The sequence below is a fragment of the Pseudokineococcus lusitanus genome (genome assembly GCF_003751265.1).
Lineage (GTDB): Bacteria > Actinomycetota > Actinomycetes > Actinomycetales > Quadrisphaeraceae > Pseudokineococcus > Pseudokineococcus lusitanus.
Genome location: NZ_RJKN01000003.1, coordinates 394,410 through 411,076 on the forward strand (window position 1 = coordinate 394,410; position 16,667 = coordinate 411,076).

Here is a 16,667-nt window from a genome sequence, read left to right on the forward strand (position 1 = left end):
CCCCGGGTGACCTCGGCCCCCGTCCGGCGGCGCCGGGCGCTCGTCGCCGTCGTGGGCGTCGTCGCGGTCGCGGCGGCCGGGGCCCTCGCCGTCGACGCGCTGCGCGACGGCCGGGGCCTGCCCGGGTCCGACTCGCGGTGCACCGCCACGGCGGGCGGTGAGTCCCACGGGTTCACGGCCGACCGCACCGCGGTCGCGGCCCTCGTGGCCGCCCGGGCCCAGGCGCGCGGCCTGCCGCCGCGCGCCGCGACCATCGGCATCGCCACGGCCATCCAGGAGTCGGGGCTGCGCAACCTCGACCACGGCGACCGCGACTCGCTCGGCATCTTCCAGCAGCGGCCCTCGCAGGGGTGGGGCACCCCGGCCCAGGTCACCGACCCGGTCTACGCGACGGACGCCTTCTACGACGGCCTCGTGGAGGTCGAGGGGTACACCGAGATCGAGGTCAACGACGCCGCGCAGGAGGTCCAGCGCTCCGGCTTCCCCACCGCCTACGCCGACCACGAGGGCGAGGCCCGCGTCTTCGCCTCCGCGCTGACGGGCCACTCCCCCGCCGCGCTCGTCTGCCGCCTGCCCGCCGTCGAGGAGACGGGCGACGGGCTCCTGCCCGTCGTCGGGGACGACGGCCTGACGCCGCGCGCGCGGGAGGTCGTCGAGCGGGCGGCCGCCGAGCTCGGCGAGGAGGGGCTCGCCGCGCGGCCGGACGCCGGCGGCGTGGTCGTCGTGCGCGACCACGGCGCCGACGAGGAGGGCGTGCGCGCCGGGTGGGCGCTCGCGCAGTGGGCCGTCGCGACGGCGGTGGGGACGGACGTCGTCGAGGTGGCGACCGACGGGCGCCGCTGGTCCCGTGACGGGGACGCCGCGTGGGTCGCCGACGCCGACGCGCCCGGCCCCGGGGCCGTCGAGGTCGTCGTCGCGGGCTGACGGCCCGTCAGCGGTCGACGAGGCCCGCGACGACGTCGGCGAAGGGCGTGGCCGGGCGCCCCGTCAGCGCGGCGACGTCGCCCGTCACGCGCGCCATCTCCCCCGCGGCGACGGCCGTGTACGTCGAGACCCACGCCCGCAGCTGCCAGTCCGGCGCTCCCGTGCCCGCCCTGGACGCGTACGCCTCGTCCACGGTCTCGGCCACGTAGCGGGCGGGGCGCCCCGCGGCGGTGAGGGCCTGCGCCACCTCGGCCAGCGTCAGCGCGGCCGGGCCCGTGAGGTCGTAGGTGCGCCCGGCGTGCGCCGTCGGGTCGCGCAGGACCGCGACGGCCGCGTCCGCGACGTCGTCACGGGCCACGGCCGCCACCCGCCCGTCGCCGGCGGGGCCGCGCAGGACGCCGTCGTCGCCGACGAAGTCGGGCAGGACGTCGGCGTAGAGGCCGTCGCGCAGCACCGTCCACGTCGCGCCCGCCGCCGCCGCGGCCGCGGCGAGGTGCTCCTCCGTGGCGGCGTGGTCGCGGGCCAGCGTGAAGGTCGCGTCCGGGGCCGCGCCGACGAAGGACGTGTAGACGACGTGCCGCACCCCCGCGGCGAGGGCCGCGTCGACGGCGCTGCGGTGCTCGGCGACCCGGTCGGCGCTCTCGGACGCCGAGACGAGCAGCAGCGTCCCGACGCCCTCGAGGGCCCGCCGGAGGCCGTCGCCGTCGGCATAGGTCGCCACGGCCGTCGTCGCCCCCGGCAGCACCGGCGCGCGGGCGGCGTCGCGGACGACGAGCCGCTGGGCGACACCGGCGGCCGCCAGCCGCCGGGCGGCACGGCCGCCGAGCTGCCCCGTCGCCCCGGTGACGCCCACGACCCCGTGGGCGCCCGCCGCCGTGCGGGTCACGGGCGGGCGCCGCCCAGGTCGAGCTCGCCCGCGTCCACGAGGGCGCGGACGGCTTCGCGGCACGTGTCGGCCGAGGAGTGCTGCGGCACGAAGCCGAGCGCCTCGCGGGCCCGGCGCGTGCTCGCGCTGTGGCTGCGCAGGAGGTGGTCCTCGCTCTCCGCCAGGTGCTCCGGCGAGACGGTCGCGCCGAACTGCTCCCACGGGACGACCTCGACGTCGGCCTCCCGGCCGAACCAGCCCGCCGCCGCGCGCGCGAGCCCGCGCGACGTCATGGCCTGGGGGGAGACCGCGTGAAAGGCCTGCCCCGCCGCGGCCGCCGGCTGCTCGAGCGCCAGCTGCACGAGCAGGGCGACGTCGTCGGCGTGCACGTGGTGCATCAGCTCCGCGCCCGAGCCGGGCAGCAGGAGCGTCTCCCCCGCGGCCAGCGCCTGCCACACCCGGGCGTCGCGGTTGCCGGCCGGCGTGACGCACTCCCAGCCCGGGCCGCTGATGTGGCCGGGGTGGACGACGGTGCAGGGCAGCCCGCCGCCGCGGGACTCGGCGAGGAGCATCCGCTCGAGGGCGTCCTTGGCGACGCCGTACTCGCCGTAGGGCTCCCGGTCGTCCTCCTCGTCCATCGGCGCCACGCTCGACAGGCCGTGGACCCACACCGTGCCGATGTGGACGAGGTGGGAGACCTCGCCCCGCAGCCCCTCGACGAGCGCGCGGCCGGACTCCTCGGTGAAGCACACGAGGTCGACGACCGCGTCCGGCCGCGTCGCGAGGAGCGTCGCGGCGAAGGTGCCCGCCGCGTCCTCGGCGTCGCGGTCGACGACCACCCGCTCGACCTGCTGCCAGGCGTCGTCGGGCGTGTACGGCTCCCGCGTGCCGCGGCTCAGCGCGACGACCTCGTGCCCGGCCCGGACGAGACGGGGCACGAGGTAGGTGCCCACGTGCCCGGTGGCCCCGACGACGGCGATCCTCACGGCTGCTCCTTCCGGCCGCCGGGCCGCTCGGCGCCGGCGTGCTCGCTGCGGACGTCGTGCAGCGCACGACGTTTGACGGACTCCCCGAAGACCGACAGGCCCGCGCCCTGGAGCAGCAGCCCCAGCGTGCCCGCGGCGACCCACCGGCCGGTCGCGTCACCGGCGGCGCGGCGCGTGGCCGCATCGCCCGTGACGCAGGCCCCGGCGCCGACGAGCAGGAGGCCCAGCGGCGCGAGGCGCGCCCAGGCCCTCAGGTCGCCGTCGGCGGAGCGGAGCGCGGCGAGCGCCCCGGTCCCGCTCAGCGGTCGCCCATCGCGACGTACGGGCGCTCGGGCTCCCCGACGTAGACCTGGCGCGGGCGGCCGATCTTCGTCTGCGGGTCCTCCATCATCTCGCGCCACTGCGCGATCCAGCCGGGCAGCCGGCCGATGGCGAAGAGCACGGTGAACATCCGCGTGGGGAAGCCCATCGCCTTGTAGATGAGGCCCGTGTAGAAGTCGACGTTCGGGTAGAGCTTGCGCTCGACGAAGTAGTCGTCCGCCAGGGCGATCTCCTCGAGCCGCAGGGCCACGTCGAGCCGCGGGTCGTTGACGCCGAGCTGGGCGAGCACCTGGTCCGCCGTCTTCTTGACGATGGCCGCGCGCGGGTCGTAGTTCTTGTAGACCCGGTGGCCGAAGCCCATGAGGCGGACGCCCTTCTCCTTGCGCTTCACCCGCTCCATGAAGGTGTCGACGTCGTCGCCGCTGGCGAGGATGTCGTCGAGCATGGTGAGCACCGCGGAGTTCGCGCCGCCGTGCAGCGGCCCCGACAGGGCGTGGATGCCGGCCGACACCGACGCGTAGAGGTTGGCCTGGCCCGAGCCGACCATCCGCACCGTCGACGTCGAGCAGTTCTGCTCGTGGTCCGCGTGGAGGATGAAGAGCTGGTCCAGCGCCTTCGCGAGCGCCGGGTCCACCTCGTAGGGCTCGGCCGGGAAGCCGAACGTCATCCGGAGGAAGTTCTCGACGAGGCCGAGGCTGTTGTCCGGGTACAGGAACGGCTGGCCGAGCGTCTTCTTGTGCGCGTACGCCGCGATCGTCGGCAGCTTCGCCATGAGCCGGACCGTCGACTGGTCCACCGCGCGGCGGTCGAAGGGGTCGAGGCTCTCCTCGTAGAAGGTCGACAGCGCCGACACGGCCGACGACAGCACCGGCATCGGGTGCGCGTTGCTCGGGAAGCCGTCGAAGAAGTTCTTGAGGTCCTCGTGCAGCAGCGTGTGCCGCGACAGGTCCGTCGAGAACCCGTCGAGCTCCGCCTGCGACGGCAGGTGCCCGTGGATGAGCAGGTAGCTCGTCTCGAGGAACGTCGAGTGCTCGGCGAGCTGCTCGATGGGGTACCCGCGGTAGCGGAGGATCCCCGCGTCGCCGTCGATGTAGGTGATCTCCGAGCGGCACGACGCCGTGTTGACGAAGCCGGGGTCCAGCGTGACGAGCCCGGTCTCCTTGAGCAGCCCCGAGACGTCGACGCCCGCGCTCCCCTCGGTGGCGGGCACGGTGGCCAGGGGGAGCTCCCCACCCGGGTGGCGCAGCACGGAGCCCTCCGGCGGGGCGGCCTCGGTGGGGGCGGCCTGGGTGTCGGTCACGGGCGTCTCCTCGCGGCGGTGCGGCTCAGCAGGACGGTCGGTCGGGGTGGTCACGCGCCCGCTGCCCGCGCGTCCGGCGGTGCCGGGACGCACGCGGGCGGACCTCCCGCTCTCTCGCACGCTACCGGTCGGTACGGACGGCGGGCGAGCGGCGACGGCCCGCGCGGACCGCCGCCCGCGTCGCTCTCCCGTCGCGCCCGGGGTGCACGCCCGGCGCAGCGTCCGCCGCGGTCACCGCGTCCGGTCACCACGGCGGCCGCGCCGGACCCGCGCAGGGCACTGCCTCGGCGCGCCGTGGCCGGGTCGCGCACGGGTCGGGGCGCCGGCCTGACGTGCCCGCCGCGGGTCCGGCCCGACCGCCGACCTCGTCGGTGCACGAGGGTCGGTGGGGCACGAACCGCGCAGCTCTCCCGGCGCGAGCGTCTGCACGAGATCCGCCGTGGACGGCGGTTCTCGTGCAGGGGCTCCCGTCAGGCGAGGGCGCGGAGGCGGTCGGCGGCCGTCGCGACGCGCTCGTCGGTGGCCGTGAGTGCCACGCGGACGTGGCGGGCGCCCGCGGCGCCGTAGAAGCCGCCCGGCGCCACGAGGACACCCGCGTCGGCGAGGCGGGCGACCGTCGTCAGGGCGTCCTCGTCGAAGGTCGTCCAGAGGTAGAGGCCCGCCCCCGAGTGGTCGACCCGGCCGCCCGCGGCCTCGAGGGCACCGCGGAGGAGGTCGCGGCGGGCGCGGTAGCGCTCCTTCTGCTCCGCGACGTGGGCGTCGTCGCCGAGGGCGACCCGCAGGGCCTCCTGGACGGGGCGGGGGACGATCGCGCCGGTGTGGCGGCGGACCGCCACGAGCTCGCGGACGAGCGCCGGGTCCCCCGCCACGAGGGCGGCCCGGTAGCCGGCGAGGTTGGACTGCTTGGACAGCGAGTAGACCGACAGGACGCCCGCGGGGTCGTCGCCGACGACGCGCGGGTCGAGCGCGGAGGGGACGACGACGTCGCCGCGCGCGTCGGTCGTCGTGCCCGCCGCGGCGTCGGGCGCGGCGGCCCAGCCGAGCTCGGCGTAGCACTCGTCGGAGGCGACGACGACGTCGTGCGCACGGGCCCAGGCCACGACGCCGGCGAGGCGCTCCACGCCGTCGACGGCGCCCGTGGGGTTGGACGGGGTGTTGAGCCACACGAGGCGCACGCGCCCGCGAGCCCCGCCGGGGAGGTCGACGTCCGGCGACGGCAGGGACGCCACGTCGTCGAGGGGCAGCGGGGCCGCCCCGGCGAGCCGGGCGCCGACGTCGTAGGTCGGGTAGGCCACCTCGGGGTGGACGACGACGTCGCCCGGGCCGAGGCCGAGCAGCGTGGGCAGCCACGCGACGAGCTCCTTGGAGCCCGGCACCGGCATGACGCCGTCGGGGTCGAGGTCCGGGACGCCGCGGCGGCGGGCGTACCAGCCGGCCACGGCCTCGCGGACCGCGGGCGTGCCCCACACCTGGGGGTAGCCCGGGGCGTCGGCCGCGGCCCGCAGGGCGTCCTGGAGCAGCGCCGGCGTGGGGTCGACCGGCGTCCCCACCGAGAGGTCGCAGACGCCGCCGGGGACGGCGCGCGCCCGGGCGGCGTGCGGCGCCAGCGTGTCCCAGGGGAAGTCGGGCAGCGCCAGCCGGGCCGCCCCTCCGCCGCGGGGGCGTCCGGCGGCGGGGGGCGACGTCACGGGCGGCTCCTGCCGTCCGCCGTCAGTCCTCGTGCTCCTGCGGGGGCAGCGCGGTGACGACGGCGTGGTCCTTGGCGATCATGCCCATCTTCGCGGCGCCGCCCGGGGAGCCCAGGTCGTCGAAGAACTCGACGTTGGCGGCCGTGAAGGCGCTCCACTGCTCGGGGACGTCGTCCTCGTAGTAGATGGCCTCGACGGGGCAGACCGGCTCGCACGCACCGCAGTCGACGCACTCGTCGGGGTGGATGTAGAGCGCCCGCTCCCCCTCGTAGATGCAGTCGACCGGGCACTCCTCGATGCAGGCCTTGTCCTTGAGGTCGACGCAGGGCTGGGCGATGACGTACGTCACGGACGTGCCTCCGGGCGGGTCGGGCCCCCGGCGCGGGCCGGGGCTGAGGGTCTGGGGCCACGCTACCCGCCGCCCCGCCCCGGGCGCCGACCGGCGGGCCCGGCACGCCCGGCCGGCCGCCCCCCGCCTCCCCCGTGTGGCACGGTCGGGCGGTGACCGGCCCGCCCCCGCCGCTGCCCGACCTCCCGCCCGGCGGGCGCGTGGTGCTCCGGCACCGGACGCCCGACGGCGGGGCCACGGACGTGCTCGGCGAGCTCGTCGAGGACGCCCCCGGGCACCTCGCCGTCCGCGACCGGGCCGGCGGGCTGCACCGGGTGGCGCGCGAGGACGTCGTGGCCGCCCGGCCCGTGCCGCCGCGCGTGCGCCGCCGCGGCGCCGACGACGGCCCGGTGGTCGGCGTCTGCGACCTCGAGGCCGCCCTCGCCCTCGCCTGGCAGGCCCCCTCCGTCGCCCGCGACGGCCGGTGGCTCCTGCGCTCCGCGGGCGACCGGACGCGGCGGGCCAGCTCCGTGCTCGCGCTCGGGGGCCCCGGCACCGACGACCTCGACGCGGCCGTCCACGCCGCCGGCGCCTGGCAGCGGGCCCGCGGGAGCACGCCGCGCTTCCAGCTGCCCCGGGCGACGGGCGCCCCCGCCGGCCGGGCCGCCCGCGCGGACGCCGCGGCGCTGCTCGAGGTCTCGCGCCTCGACGCCGTGCTCGCCGCCCGCGGGTGGCCGCTCGTCAGCCCGACGACGGTCCTCACCGGCCGCACCGGGCGCGTGCTCGACGCCGTCGCGGGACGTGGCGACGCCGGCGTGCGGCTCACGCCCGTCCCCGACGCCGCGTGGACGGCGCTCGTGCGGCCCGGGGCGCCGGACGACCCGGTGACGGCCGGGCTGCTCGTCTCGGCGCCGGAGCAGGTCTTCGCCGCCGTCGACGGCCCCGGCGGGGCGGCCGCCGTGGGGCGCCTGGCCCTCGCCGACGGGTGGGCCGTCCTCACCGACCTCGTCGTCGCGCCCGCCGCCCGCCGGCGGGGGCTGGCCCGCGCCGTCGTCGGCGCCCTGCTCGGCGCGGCCGGGGACCTCCCCGGGGTGGCGCTCCAGGTCGCCGACGGCAACGCCCCCGCGCGGGCCCTCTACGCGGGGCTCGGCCTCGCCGAGCACCACCGCTACGCCTACCGGGAGGAGCCGGCCGCCCCGTCCGCCTGACCGGCCGGGGCGGCCGGGGCGGGCCGTGTCAGACGCAGGTGATGCCGGGGACCGGGGTGTAGGTGACGGTGTCGCTGTCGTCGTGCACCGTGCGACCGCCCTCGGTCACCTGCCGGGTGACCGTGACCTGGAACCCGCTGCTCGGCGACGAGGGGATGCAGTCGTCGCTGTCGAGCTCGCTGCTCTCCGGCTGGGTGATGTTGCGCCGCGGGCTCGTCGACGTGCTGACCTCGCGGGAGTCGGTGCCCCAGAAGCGCACCGTCAGCTCGCCGCCCCCCGTGAAGGCCTGCACGAGCACGCCCGTCGAGGTGTCGTTCCGCCAGATCATGTCGATGGTGTCGAAGTCGAGCGTCGCCTCGCGCCCCTCGGGGTAGCGGGAGATGTAGAACGAGTGGGGCTTGTGGGTGACGAGCTCCATCCCGGCGAAGAAGGCGGCGTTGTAGACCGTCGTGGAGATCTGCGAGACCCCGCCGCCGTAGGACTCCACGTAGCGCCCGTCGGCGATGATCGAGGCCCGCGCGTACCCGGCGGCCGCGGTCCGCCGGCCGAGCACCTCGTTGAGGTCGAAGGTCTCCCCCGGGCGGACGAGGGTGCCGTCGACCTTGCCCGTCCCGACGCGGATGTTCTGCAGGCGGCCGGGGTTGCTGCCCGACAGCGGCGTGGAGAACTCGGAGATCTCCTCGACGACGCCCAGCGCCTCGACGTCGGCCGTCGACACCTCCGGCGCCACCTCCGCGGACGGCACGCGCGCCACCCGCTCCGCGGCGCCGGCCGGGGCCGCGAGCGCCGTGAGCGCCGCCGTGCCGAGGGCCTCGGCGTCGACGCTGCGCCCGGTGGACGACGGGACGACGACGGGCTCGCCGCCCTCGATCTCCAGGCGCGCGTCGGTCGGGTCGCCGTCGACGTCGGGCTCCACCTCGAGCAGCGCCTCCCGGAGCGCGACGTCGTCGACGTCGGGCTCGAGGGTGCCCCGGGCGTCGCCGGAGCCCACCCGGGCGAGGAGCGTCGGCGCGAGGGCCTCGACCGGCACCTCGGTCTCGAGAGTGCCGACGACGACGGGCAGCGGGGCCGAGGTCGCCGGGTCCGCGAAGGACGTGACGAAGTCGGCGACGGCCTCGGCGTCGACGACGGGCGGCACCTCCTCCGACGGCAGTTCCACGGGCGCGTCCCCCTCGAGGGCCGCCGGCCAGGCGGAGGCCAGCGCGTCGGCGGCGCCCCCGGTGTCGACGCTCGTGCCCGGGGTGGCCTCGACCACCTCGTACCCGGCGGGCACGAAGGTCACCGCGCCCTCGACGGGCTCGGTGTCGACGGCGCCGGCGACCCCGGCGACGGCGTCGGCGAGCGCGTCCTCGTCCACGTCGGCCACCGGCTCCACCGCGACGCCGCGGTCGGCCACGTGCCGCCACAGGTCGCGGGGGTCGAGGCTGAAGCCCACCAGCCGGTCGGCGGTGGCCGCGGCGTCGAGCCGCAGCCCTGCCTCGTCGGGCACGACCTCCTGCGTCCCGCCGGCCACCTCGACCGGGAGCGGGGCGGCGGTCGCGGCGGCGAAGGCCTCGCCGAGCCGCTGCTCGGCGCCCTCGCGGTCGAGGCCGCCGAGGTCCTGGCCGAGGACGGTCGTGCCGCTCGGCACGCGGTCCGCCGCGACCGCGGCCGCGGCCCCGTAGCCGCCCACGAGGACGACGACGCCGCCCGCCACGAGCCAGGCCCGGCGCCCCGGACGACGGCGGCGCCCGCCCTCGCCGGTGCCGTCAGCGGTGCGGGAGGCGGTGCGCGAGGCCATGGTCGGATGCTAGGCGAGGTGTCCCGGGGCACCGGGCGGATCGGCGGCCCTCCGAGGTCACGACTCGGCGCCGTCCGGTCACAGCTCGGAGAAGGCGCCCCGGTGGTGCAGGAGCGGCCGCTCGTCCTCGGGCCCCAGGCTCACGTCGAGCACCCGCCCGACGAGGAGCACGTGGGTGCCCGCCGCGTGCTCGGCCTCGGTGGCGCACTCCATCGTCGCCACGCTGCCGTCGAGCAGCGCCGCCCCCGTGAGCGGTCCACGGCGGTGGGGCACCTGCGCCAGCTGGTCGACGACGGGCCGGCCCGGCGTCGCGAGCCAGGCGGCCGCCGGCCGCGCCCGCGCCGCCAGCACCGACAGGCCCCACGTCCGCGTCTCCGTCACGGCGTCGAGGAAGCGCGAGTCCTGGTGGACGCAGACGAGCACGAGCACCGGGTCCAGCGACACCGAGGCGAAGCTGCTCACGGTGATCGCGTGGTCCAGGCGCCCGTCGCGGGTCGTCACGACGCACACGCCGGTGGCGAAGCGGCCCGCCGCCCGCCGGTACGTCTCGACGTCCGGCGACGGCCACGGCGCGCCCGGCGGGACGGCCGCGGCGCTCAGACCAGCCCCGCGAACAGGTCGGTCAGCGGCTCCCCGCCCTCGGGCCGCACGGGCTCCCCGCGCAGCAACCGGTACTGCTCGACGCCCGAGAGCGGCTGGTGGAGACCGTTCGTCAGCGCGAAGGAGGACGCCCCGAGCTCCACCTGGCTCGCGTGCGCCCGCAGCGCCGCCACCTTGGCGGGCAGCTCGGCGGAGGCGTCGACGACGACGTCCACCTCCTCCCCCGGCACCGCCAGGCTGGGCAGGTCGCCGTCGGGGTCGGAGGTCGCCAGCCCCTGCGCCCGCAGCGCCCGGAGCCCGTCGCGGAGCACGGCCTCGTCGGCCACGTGCCCGAGGACCCGCGCGACGGTCCACGGCGCGGCGCCGTCGGGGTCGGCCGCGAGCTCGACGGCCCGCAGCACGAGGTCGTGCACGCGCACGTGGTCGGGGTGGCCGTAGCCCCCGCCCGGCTCGTAGGTGACGACGACCTGGGGCCGCACCTCGTGCAGCACCCGCACGAGGTGGCCGGCCACCTCGTCGAGGGGCGCGAGCGACAGGGCGTCGGCGGGCGCGTCCGGCGCCGGGACCGCGCGCGTCCCCGTCGCCGCGGCGCCGCCCTCCCCGTCCGCCCACGCCATGCCCGAGTCGCGGTAGCGGACGGGTGCGCCGTCCGGCCCGACGGCGTCGGCGCCGAGGAAGCGGCGGTCCTCCAGCCCCAGGGCCTCCGCGGCCGCGGCCAGCTCGCCCGTCCGCAGCTCGGCCAGGGCGTCCTCGTCGGCGTCGACGCCGGGGTGCTCGGCGAGGACCGCGGGCAGCACCTCCCCGCGCTCGCCGCGCGTGCACGTCACGAGCGTCACCGCCGTCCCGGCCGCGGCGGCGGCCGCCGCGGCCGTGGCCCCCGTGGCGAGGCTCTCGTCGTCGGGGTGGGCGTGGACGAGGAGCAGCCGGCGGGGGCTGTCGAGGGCGTCCATGGCCGCGGCCTCCGCCGGGTCGAGCTCGCGCTCGACGGCGTCGTCGAGCGCGTCGGCGGCCTGCTGCAGCACGTCCTGCGCGACGTCGGAGGCGACGGCCTGCTCGGCGCCGTCCGCCGTCGGCGTCGTGCCGGGCGCGACGGGGTCGGGCTCGGCCGGGTGCTCGGGCGTCGTCGTCATCGCGCCATCCTGCCCCGGGGCCCGTCCGCACGCCGCCGCGCGACCCCCGCCGGGGCGGGGCAGGGTGGTGGCATGGACTACCGCCACCTCGGACGCTCGGGCCTCAAGGTCTCCGAGATCACCTACGGCAACTGGCTGACGCACGGCTCGCAGGTCGAGGACGAGGCGGCCACCGCCTGCGTCCGCGCGGCCCTCGACGCCGGCATCACCACCTTCGACACCGCCGACACCTACGCCAACACGCGCGCCGAGACCGTCCTCGGCGAGGCGCTGAAGGGCGAGCGCCGCGAGTCGCTCGAGATCTTCACGAAGGTCTACTTCCCCACCGGCCCGAAGGGGGCCAACGACACCGGCCTCTCCCGCAAGCACGTCCTCGAGTCCGCCGAGGGCTCGCTGCGGCGGCTGGGGACCGACCACATCGACCTCTACCAGGCGCACCGGTACGACCACGCGACGCCGCTCGAGGAGACGATGCAGGCCTTCGCCGACCTCGTGCGGCAGGGCAAGGTCCTCTACGTCGGCGTCAGCGAGTGGACGGCCGACCAGCTGCGCGCCGGCGTGGAGCTGGCCCGGCAGATGGGCTTCCAGCTCGTCTCCAACCAGCCGCAGTACTCCGCGCTCTGGCGGGTCATCGAGGGCGAGGTCGTCCCGGCCTCGCGCGAGCTCGGTGTCTCGCAGGTCGTCTGGTCGCCGATCGCCCAGGGCGTGCTCACGGGCAAGTACCTGCCCGGGCAGCAGCCGCCGGAGGGCTCGCGCGCCACGGACGCCAAGGGCGGCAAGGACATGATCAGCCGCTGGATGTCCGACGACGTCCTCGCCCGGGTGCAGGAGCTGAAGCCGGTCGCCTCCGACCTCGGCCTGTCGATGGCGCAGCTGGCCGTCGCGTGGGTGCTGCAGAACGACAACGTGGCGGCCGCCATCATCGGCGCCTCGCGCCCGGAGCAGGTGCACGACAACGCCGCCGCCGCCGGCGTCACCATCCCCGCCGACGCCATGGCGCGCATCGACGAGGCGCTCGGGGACGCCGTCGTCACCGACCCGGCGCGCACCGCCGACAGCTCCCCGAAGGAGCGGCTCACCTGAGCCGCCTCCCGGCGCACCCGGGACGCCGAGAGGCCCTGCCCCCGACCGCGGTCGGGGGCAGGGCCTCTCGGCGTCCGGGGCGGGCCGGCGTCAGCGCTTGGCGGCGCGGGCCGTCCGGCTGCGGGCGTTCGCGTCGAGGACGACCTTGCGGATGCGGACGGCGTCGGGGGTGATCTCGACGCACTCGTCCTCGCGGCAGAACTCGAGGCTCTGCTCGAGGGACAGGCGCCGCGCGGGCACCAGCCGCTCCAGCTCGTCCGCGTTGGAGCGGACGTTGGTCATCTTCTTCTCCTTGGTGATGTTCACGTCCATGTCGTCGGCACGGCTGTTCTCGCCGACGACCATGCCCTCGTAGACCTCCGTCGTCGGGTCGACGAAGAGCGTCCCGCGCTCCTGGAGGCTCGTCATGGCGTAGGACGTCGCCACCCCGGTGCGGTCGGCGACCATCGAGCCGGACGGGCGCGTGCGCAGCTCGCCGACCCACGGCTCGTAGCCGTCGAAGACCTGGTGGGCGATGCCCGTGCCGCGCGTCTCCGTGAGGAAGTCGGTGCGGAAGCCGATGAGGCCGCGGCTCGGCACGCGGAACTCCATCCGGACCCAGCCGGTGCCGTGGTTGCTCATCTGCTCCATGCGGCCCTTGCGGACGGCGAGCAGCTGGGTGATGGCGCCGAGGTACTCCTCCGGCGCGTCGACGGTGAGGTGCTCGACCGGCTCGTGGAGCTTGCCGTCGATCTCCCGGGTGACGACCTGCGGCTTGCCGACGGTCAGCTCGAAGCCCTCGCGGCGCATCTGCTCGACCAGGATGGCCAGCGCCAGCTCGCCACGGCCCTGGACCTCCCACGCGTCGGGGCGCTCGGTGGGCAGCACGCGCATCGACACGTTGCCGATGAGCTCGCGGTCGAGGCGGTCCTTGACGAGGCGGGCGGTGACCTTCGTGCCCTTGGCCCGGCCGGCGAGCGGCGACGTGTTCGTGCCGATCGTCATGGAGATGGCGGGCTCGTCGACCGTGATGAGCGGCAGCGGGCGCGGGTCCTCGGGGTCGGCGAGGGTCTCGCCGATGGTGATGTCGGGGATGCCGGCGACGGCGATGATGTCGCCCGGGCCGGCCTGCTCGGCCGGGACGCGCGTCAGCGCCTCGGTCATGAGGAGCTCGGTGATCTTCACGCGCTGCTGCGTGCCGTCGGCGCGGCACCAGACGACCTGCTGGTTCTTGCGGACGACGCCCTCGTGCACGCGGCACAGGGCGATGCGGCCGAGGAACGGCGAGGCGTCGAGGTTGGTGACGTGCGCCTGGAGCGGGGCGCCGGGCGTGTACGACGGCGCCGGGACGTGCTCCATGATCGTGCGGAAGAGCGGCTCGAGGTTCTCCGAGTCGGGCAGCGAGCCGTCGGCCGGAGCCGTCAGCGACGCACGCCCCGCGCGGGCCGACGCGTAGACGACGGGGAACTCCAGCAGGTCCTCGGCACCCGGGATGTCGGTCGCGAGGTCGAGGAAGAGGTCGTAGGTCTCGCTGACGACCTCCTCGATGCGGGCGTCCGGCCGGTCGACCTTGTTGACGACGAGGATGACCGGCAGCCGGGCGGCGAGCGCCTTGCGGAGGACGAAGCGCGTCTGCGGCAGCGGGCCCTCGGAGGCGTCGACGAGCAGCGCGATGGCGTCGACCATCGACAGGCCGCGCTCCACCTCGCCGCCGAAGTCGGCGTGGCCCGGGGTGTCGATGATGTTGATCGTCACGCCGTCCTCGGGGCTGACGCCCTCCGGCACGGACGGGCCCCGGTAGTGGACCCCCGTGTTCTTGGCGAGGATCGTGATGCCCTTCTCCCGCTCGAGGTCGCCCGAGTCCATGACGCGCTCGGTGAGGCCCTCGGCGGTCTGGTGCGCCGAGAAGGCGCCCGCCTGCTGGAGCATCGCGTCGACCAGCGTCGTCTTGCCGTGGTCGACGTGCGCGACGATCGCGAGGTTGCGGATGTCGGCGCGCGTCGCGGTCGCGACGGCGTCCTGGGCAGGTGCGGGCATGGCTGTGCGCTCGTCTCAGCAGAGGTCGGGGTCGCCCGAGTCTAGGCGCCGCGCGGCTCTCCCCCTCCCGCGCGCGCGTCCGGGCCCGCCGGACGCGCCGGCCGGCCCGGACGCACCGCGGGCCCGTGCCGCCGTGGGGCGGCACGGGCCCGCGGGCCGTGCGGTGGTGCGGGAGGGCGTCAGCTGCGGCCGACGTCCGACATCTGCGCCGCGGCGACGATCCGCTGCTTCTCGGCGCGCGTGATGGTGCGCGAGGCGACGAGGTCGGTCGTCACCGTCCGGACGTGGCGCTGGAAGGCCTGGTAGCTGGCGTACCGGGCGCCCTCGGCGACGAGGTCGTTGACCGTGCAGCCGTCGCCCCGGTCGACGTTGACGACCGTGCTGTCGTGACCACCGATGACCACCGTCGGGCGGGTGTCGGAGGACGGGCACATGTCGCGCCGCAGCTCCATGACCGCGAAGGTCACCGAGCCGGCGGCGGAGACGTTGCCCTTCCGGTCCGTCGCCCGGTGGGCGAACGTGTGGTTGCCCGGCGCCACGACGACGACGGGGGCCACGTACGGCTGCCACGCGCCGCCGTCGACGCTGTACTCGACGGACAGGACGCCGGAGCCGGTGTCGGTCGCCTGGAGCGACACCGTGGCGCGGCCCATGTGGCGGCCGGCCCGGTCCTTGGAGCCGACGACCGTGGCGGTCACCGTGGGCGCCACCGTGTCCTCGGGGCCGTCGGCGACGACGGAGAACGTCACCGAGCCCTCCTCGGAGACGTTGCCGGCGGCGTCCGTGCCGCGGTAGCGCAGCGTCGTGGCGCCGAGCTCGGTGACGACGACCGGGCCGTCGTAGACCATCCAGTGGCCGGCGTGCAGCGAGTACTCGACGGTGACCTCGCCCGGGCCCTCGTCGACGCCCGTGAGCGTGACGGAGGCGGCGCCGACGTAGGCGCCGCGCGCGTCGCGGTCGCCCAGCACCTCGGCGAGGACGACGGGCGCGGTGGTGTCCTGCTCGCCGCCGGCGACGACGGTGAACGTGACCGAGCCCTCCTCCGAGACGTTGCCCGCCTCGTCCGTGGCGCGGAAGACCATCGTGTGCTGGCCGACCTCGTCGACGACGACGGCCTCGGTGTAGGCCTGGTACTCGCCGCCGTCGAGGGCGTACTCGACGGACGCGACGCCGGAGCCGGCGTCCTCGGCCGTGAGGCTCACCGTGGCGGCGCCGACGTAGGAGCCCTCGGCGTCCTGCTCGCCCGCGACCTCGGCGGAGACCGTCGGGGCGACGGTGTCCTCGCCCGTGGGCTCGGCGACGACGACGGTGACCTCGCCGGCGGCGGAGGTGTTCCCGGCTCCGTCGGTGGCGCGGTAGGCGACGGTGTGGGACCCGGGCGAGGAGACGACGAGGGCCTCCTCGTACGGGGTGAAGGGTCCGCCGTCGAGGGAGTACTCGATGACGGCGACGCCCGACCCCTCGTCGGTCGCGGTGAGGGTGACGGTGGCGGAGCCGACGTAGGCGCCGGCGCCGTCCTGCTGGCCGGTGACCTCGGCGGTCACGGTCGGCGGGGTGGTGTCCTCGCCGACGGGGGCCTCGACCACGGTGAAGGTGGTCGTGCCGACCTCGGAGACGTTCCCGGCGACGTCCGTCGCGCGGTACGTCATCGTGTGCTCGCCGACCTCGTCGACGACGACCGGGCCGGAGTAGGCCTGGTACTCGCCGCCGTCGAGCGCGTACTCGACGGACGCGACGCCGGAGCCGGTGTCCTCGGCGGTGAGCGCGACCGACGCGGAGCCCAGGTAGGCGCCGTCGGCGTCCGTCTCGCCGGTGACCTCCGCGGTCACGGTCGGGGCGGTGGTGTCCTCCTCGCCGCCGCCGCCGCCGGTGACGACGAGCTCGCCGACCATGGAGCCGTGGCCCGGGATGGCGCAGAAGTAGCGGTAGGTGCCCGGCGTGAGGGTGACCTCGACCTCGTGGCGGCCGCCCTGGGCGTCCAGGGGGTTGGCGAGGATGTCGACGGTGACGTCGTGGTTGTAGCCCGGCGTGCTCGTGTCGAAGGTCAGCGTGTGGCTCATGGCGATGGTGTTGCCCGTCGCCCGGCTGTTCTCGAACACGATGGTCGCCGCGCCGGCCGTGGCCGTGGCCGGCGCCGTCTTGTACTTGGTGACGCTGTTGTCGCCGGTCCACGTGAGGACCTGGTCGGCCGCCGCGGCGACGTCGGCCGCGCGCGCGGGGGCGCCCACGGCGGGCCCGGGCACGAGCCACAGGGCCAGCAGCGCGGCGAGCGCGACGGCCAGGTAGCGGCCGGGGCCAGGGCGGGAGGGGGCGGGGGACGGTGTCCGGCGCAGGGCCGGTGGGACGGGGGCTCGCATGGCTCAGCACTCCTGGCGCGTCGTCGCGGTCGGGCGGAGGGGCGGTCGGGCAGGGCGGGGGCCGGGGCCCCGGGCGACGCG

Annotated in this window: 13 protein-coding genes; 3 read left to right on the forward strand and 10 right to left on the reverse strand. The window is 76.7% G+C overall.

The features are described 5' to 3' along the window. The first annotated feature begins 6 nt into the window (after positions 1-6). Positions 7-924: a hypothetical protein gene (locus EDC03_RS07730; protein ID WP_123379599.1), complete on the forward strand. Its 918-nt coding sequence runs from the start codon at positions 7-9 to the stop codon at positions 922-924. A gap of 7 nt (positions 925-931) precedes the next feature. Here EDC03_RS07730 and EDC03_RS07735 read toward each other — a convergent pair whose 3' ends face one another. The 5 genes from EDC03_RS07735 to fdxA all read right to left on the reverse strand — a co-directional run bounded on the left by EDC03_RS07735 (position 932) and on the right by fdxA (position 6,433). Then, positions 932-1,810, reverse strand: a complete 879-nt coding sequence (locus tag EDC03_RS07735) for an NAD(P)H-binding protein (RefSeq protein WP_123379600.1) — start codon at positions 1,808-1,810, stop codon at positions 932-934. After that, positions 1,807-2,775 carry an NAD-dependent epimerase/dehydratase family protein gene (locus EDC03_RS07740; protein WP_123379601.1) on the reverse strand — a complete coding sequence of 323 codons (969 nt, stop codon included), beginning with the start codon at positions 2,773-2,775 and terminating at the stop codon, positions 1,807-1,809. The genes EDC03_RS07735 and EDC03_RS07740 overlap by 4 nt, the downstream gene beginning before the upstream one ends. A gap of 298 nt (positions 2,776-3,073) precedes the next feature. Then, complete coding sequence (locus EDC03_RS07750) at positions 3,074-4,396, reverse strand: citrate synthase (protein ID WP_123379743.1); 1,323 nt, start codon at positions 4,394-4,396, stop codon at positions 3,074-3,076. Between the two features lie 470 nt (positions 4,397-4,866). Beyond that, positions 4,867-6,084, reverse strand: a complete 1,218-nt coding sequence (dapC, locus tag EDC03_RS07755) for a succinyldiaminopimelate transaminase (protein WP_277872069.1) — start codon at positions 6,082-6,084, stop codon at positions 4,867-4,869. A gap of 22 nt (positions 6,085-6,106) precedes the next feature. After that, on the reverse strand, positions 6,107-6,433 hold the full coding sequence (gene fdxA / locus EDC03_RS07760; protein WP_123379603.1) for a ferredoxin: 327 nt from the start codon (positions 6,431-6,433) through the stop codon (positions 6,107-6,109). Between the two features lie 152 nt (positions 6,434-6,585). On the opposite strand from fdxA, the gene EDC03_RS07765 reads away from it, so the two are divergent. Then, positions 6,586-7,620, forward strand: coding sequence for a GNAT family N-acetyltransferase (locus tag EDC03_RS07765; RefSeq protein ID WP_123379604.1), 1,035 nt, complete (start codon positions 6,586-6,588; stop codon positions 7,618-7,620). A 28-nt stretch (positions 7,621-7,648) separates the two neighbouring features. Here the strand turns inward: EDC03_RS07765 and EDC03_RS07770 are convergent, their stop codons facing one another. From EDC03_RS07770 to mshB, 3 genes are all read right to left on the reverse strand, one after another. Continuing rightward, complete coding sequence (locus tag EDC03_RS07770; RefSeq protein WP_123379605.1) at positions 7,649-9,400, reverse strand: VanW family protein; 1,752 nt, start codon at positions 9,398-9,400, stop codon at positions 7,649-7,651. Between the two features lie 78 nt (positions 9,401-9,478). After that, positions 9,479-10,000 carry a flavin reductase family protein gene (locus tag EDC03_RS07775; RefSeq protein WP_123379745.1) on the reverse strand — a complete coding sequence of 174 codons (522 nt, stop codon included), beginning with the start codon at positions 9,998-10,000 and terminating at the stop codon, positions 9,479-9,481. Continuing rightward, positions 9,997-11,130 carry an N-acetyl-1-D-myo-inositol-2-amino-2-deoxy-alpha-D-glucopyranoside deacetylase gene (gene mshB, locus EDC03_RS07780; protein WP_199720033.1) on the reverse strand — a complete coding sequence of 378 codons (1,134 nt, stop codon included), beginning with the start codon at positions 11,128-11,130 and terminating at the stop codon, positions 9,997-9,999. The genes EDC03_RS07775 and mshB overlap by 4 nt, the downstream gene beginning before the upstream one ends. 72 nt (positions 11,131-11,202) lie before the next feature. Between mshB and EDC03_RS07785 the strand changes: the two genes are divergently transcribed. Beyond that, positions 11,203-12,213: an aldo/keto reductase family protein gene (locus EDC03_RS07785; RefSeq protein ID WP_123379606.1), complete on the forward strand. Its 1,011-nt coding sequence runs from the start codon at positions 11,203-11,205 to the stop codon at positions 12,211-12,213. Between the two features lie 90 nt (positions 12,214-12,303). Here EDC03_RS07785 and typA read toward each other — a convergent pair whose 3' ends face one another. Together typA and EDC03_RS07795 are read right to left on the reverse strand one after the other, a co-directional pair. Then, positions 12,304-14,229 carry a translational GTPase TypA gene (gene typA / locus EDC03_RS07790; RefSeq protein WP_123379607.1) on the reverse strand — a complete coding sequence of 642 codons (1,926 nt, stop codon included), beginning with the start codon at positions 14,227-14,229 and terminating at the stop codon, positions 12,304-12,306. Positions 14,230-14,408: 179 nt separating this feature from the next. Next, complete coding sequence (locus EDC03_RS07795; protein ID WP_123379608.1) at positions 14,409-16,586, reverse strand: OmpL47-type beta-barrel domain-containing protein; 2,178 nt, start codon at positions 16,584-16,586, stop codon at positions 14,409-14,411. Between the last annotated feature and the right edge of the window lie 81 nt (positions 16,587-16,667).

Excerpts from the sequence above, each read along its gene's own strand:
- EDC03_RS07795 (WP_123379608.1), bottom strand. The coding sequence starts at position 16,586 with ATGCGAGCCCCCGTCCCACCGGCCCTGCGCCGGACACCGTCCCCCGCC.
- typA (WP_123379607.1), bottom strand. The coding sequence starts at position 14,229 with ATGCCCGCACCTGCCCAGGACGCCGTCGCGACCGCGACGCGCGCCGAC.
- EDC03_RS07770 (WP_123379605.1), bottom strand. The coding sequence starts at position 9,400 with ATGGCCTCGCGCACCGCCTCCCGCACCGCTGACGGCACCGGCGAGGGC.
- mshB (WP_199720033.1), bottom strand. The coding sequence starts at position 11,130 with ATGACGACGACGCCCGAGCACCCGGCCGAGCCCGACCCCGTCGCGCCC.
- EDC03_RS07785 (WP_123379606.1), top strand. The coding sequence starts at position 11,203 with ATGGACTACCGCCACCTCGGACGCTCGGGCCTCAAGGTCTCCGAGATC.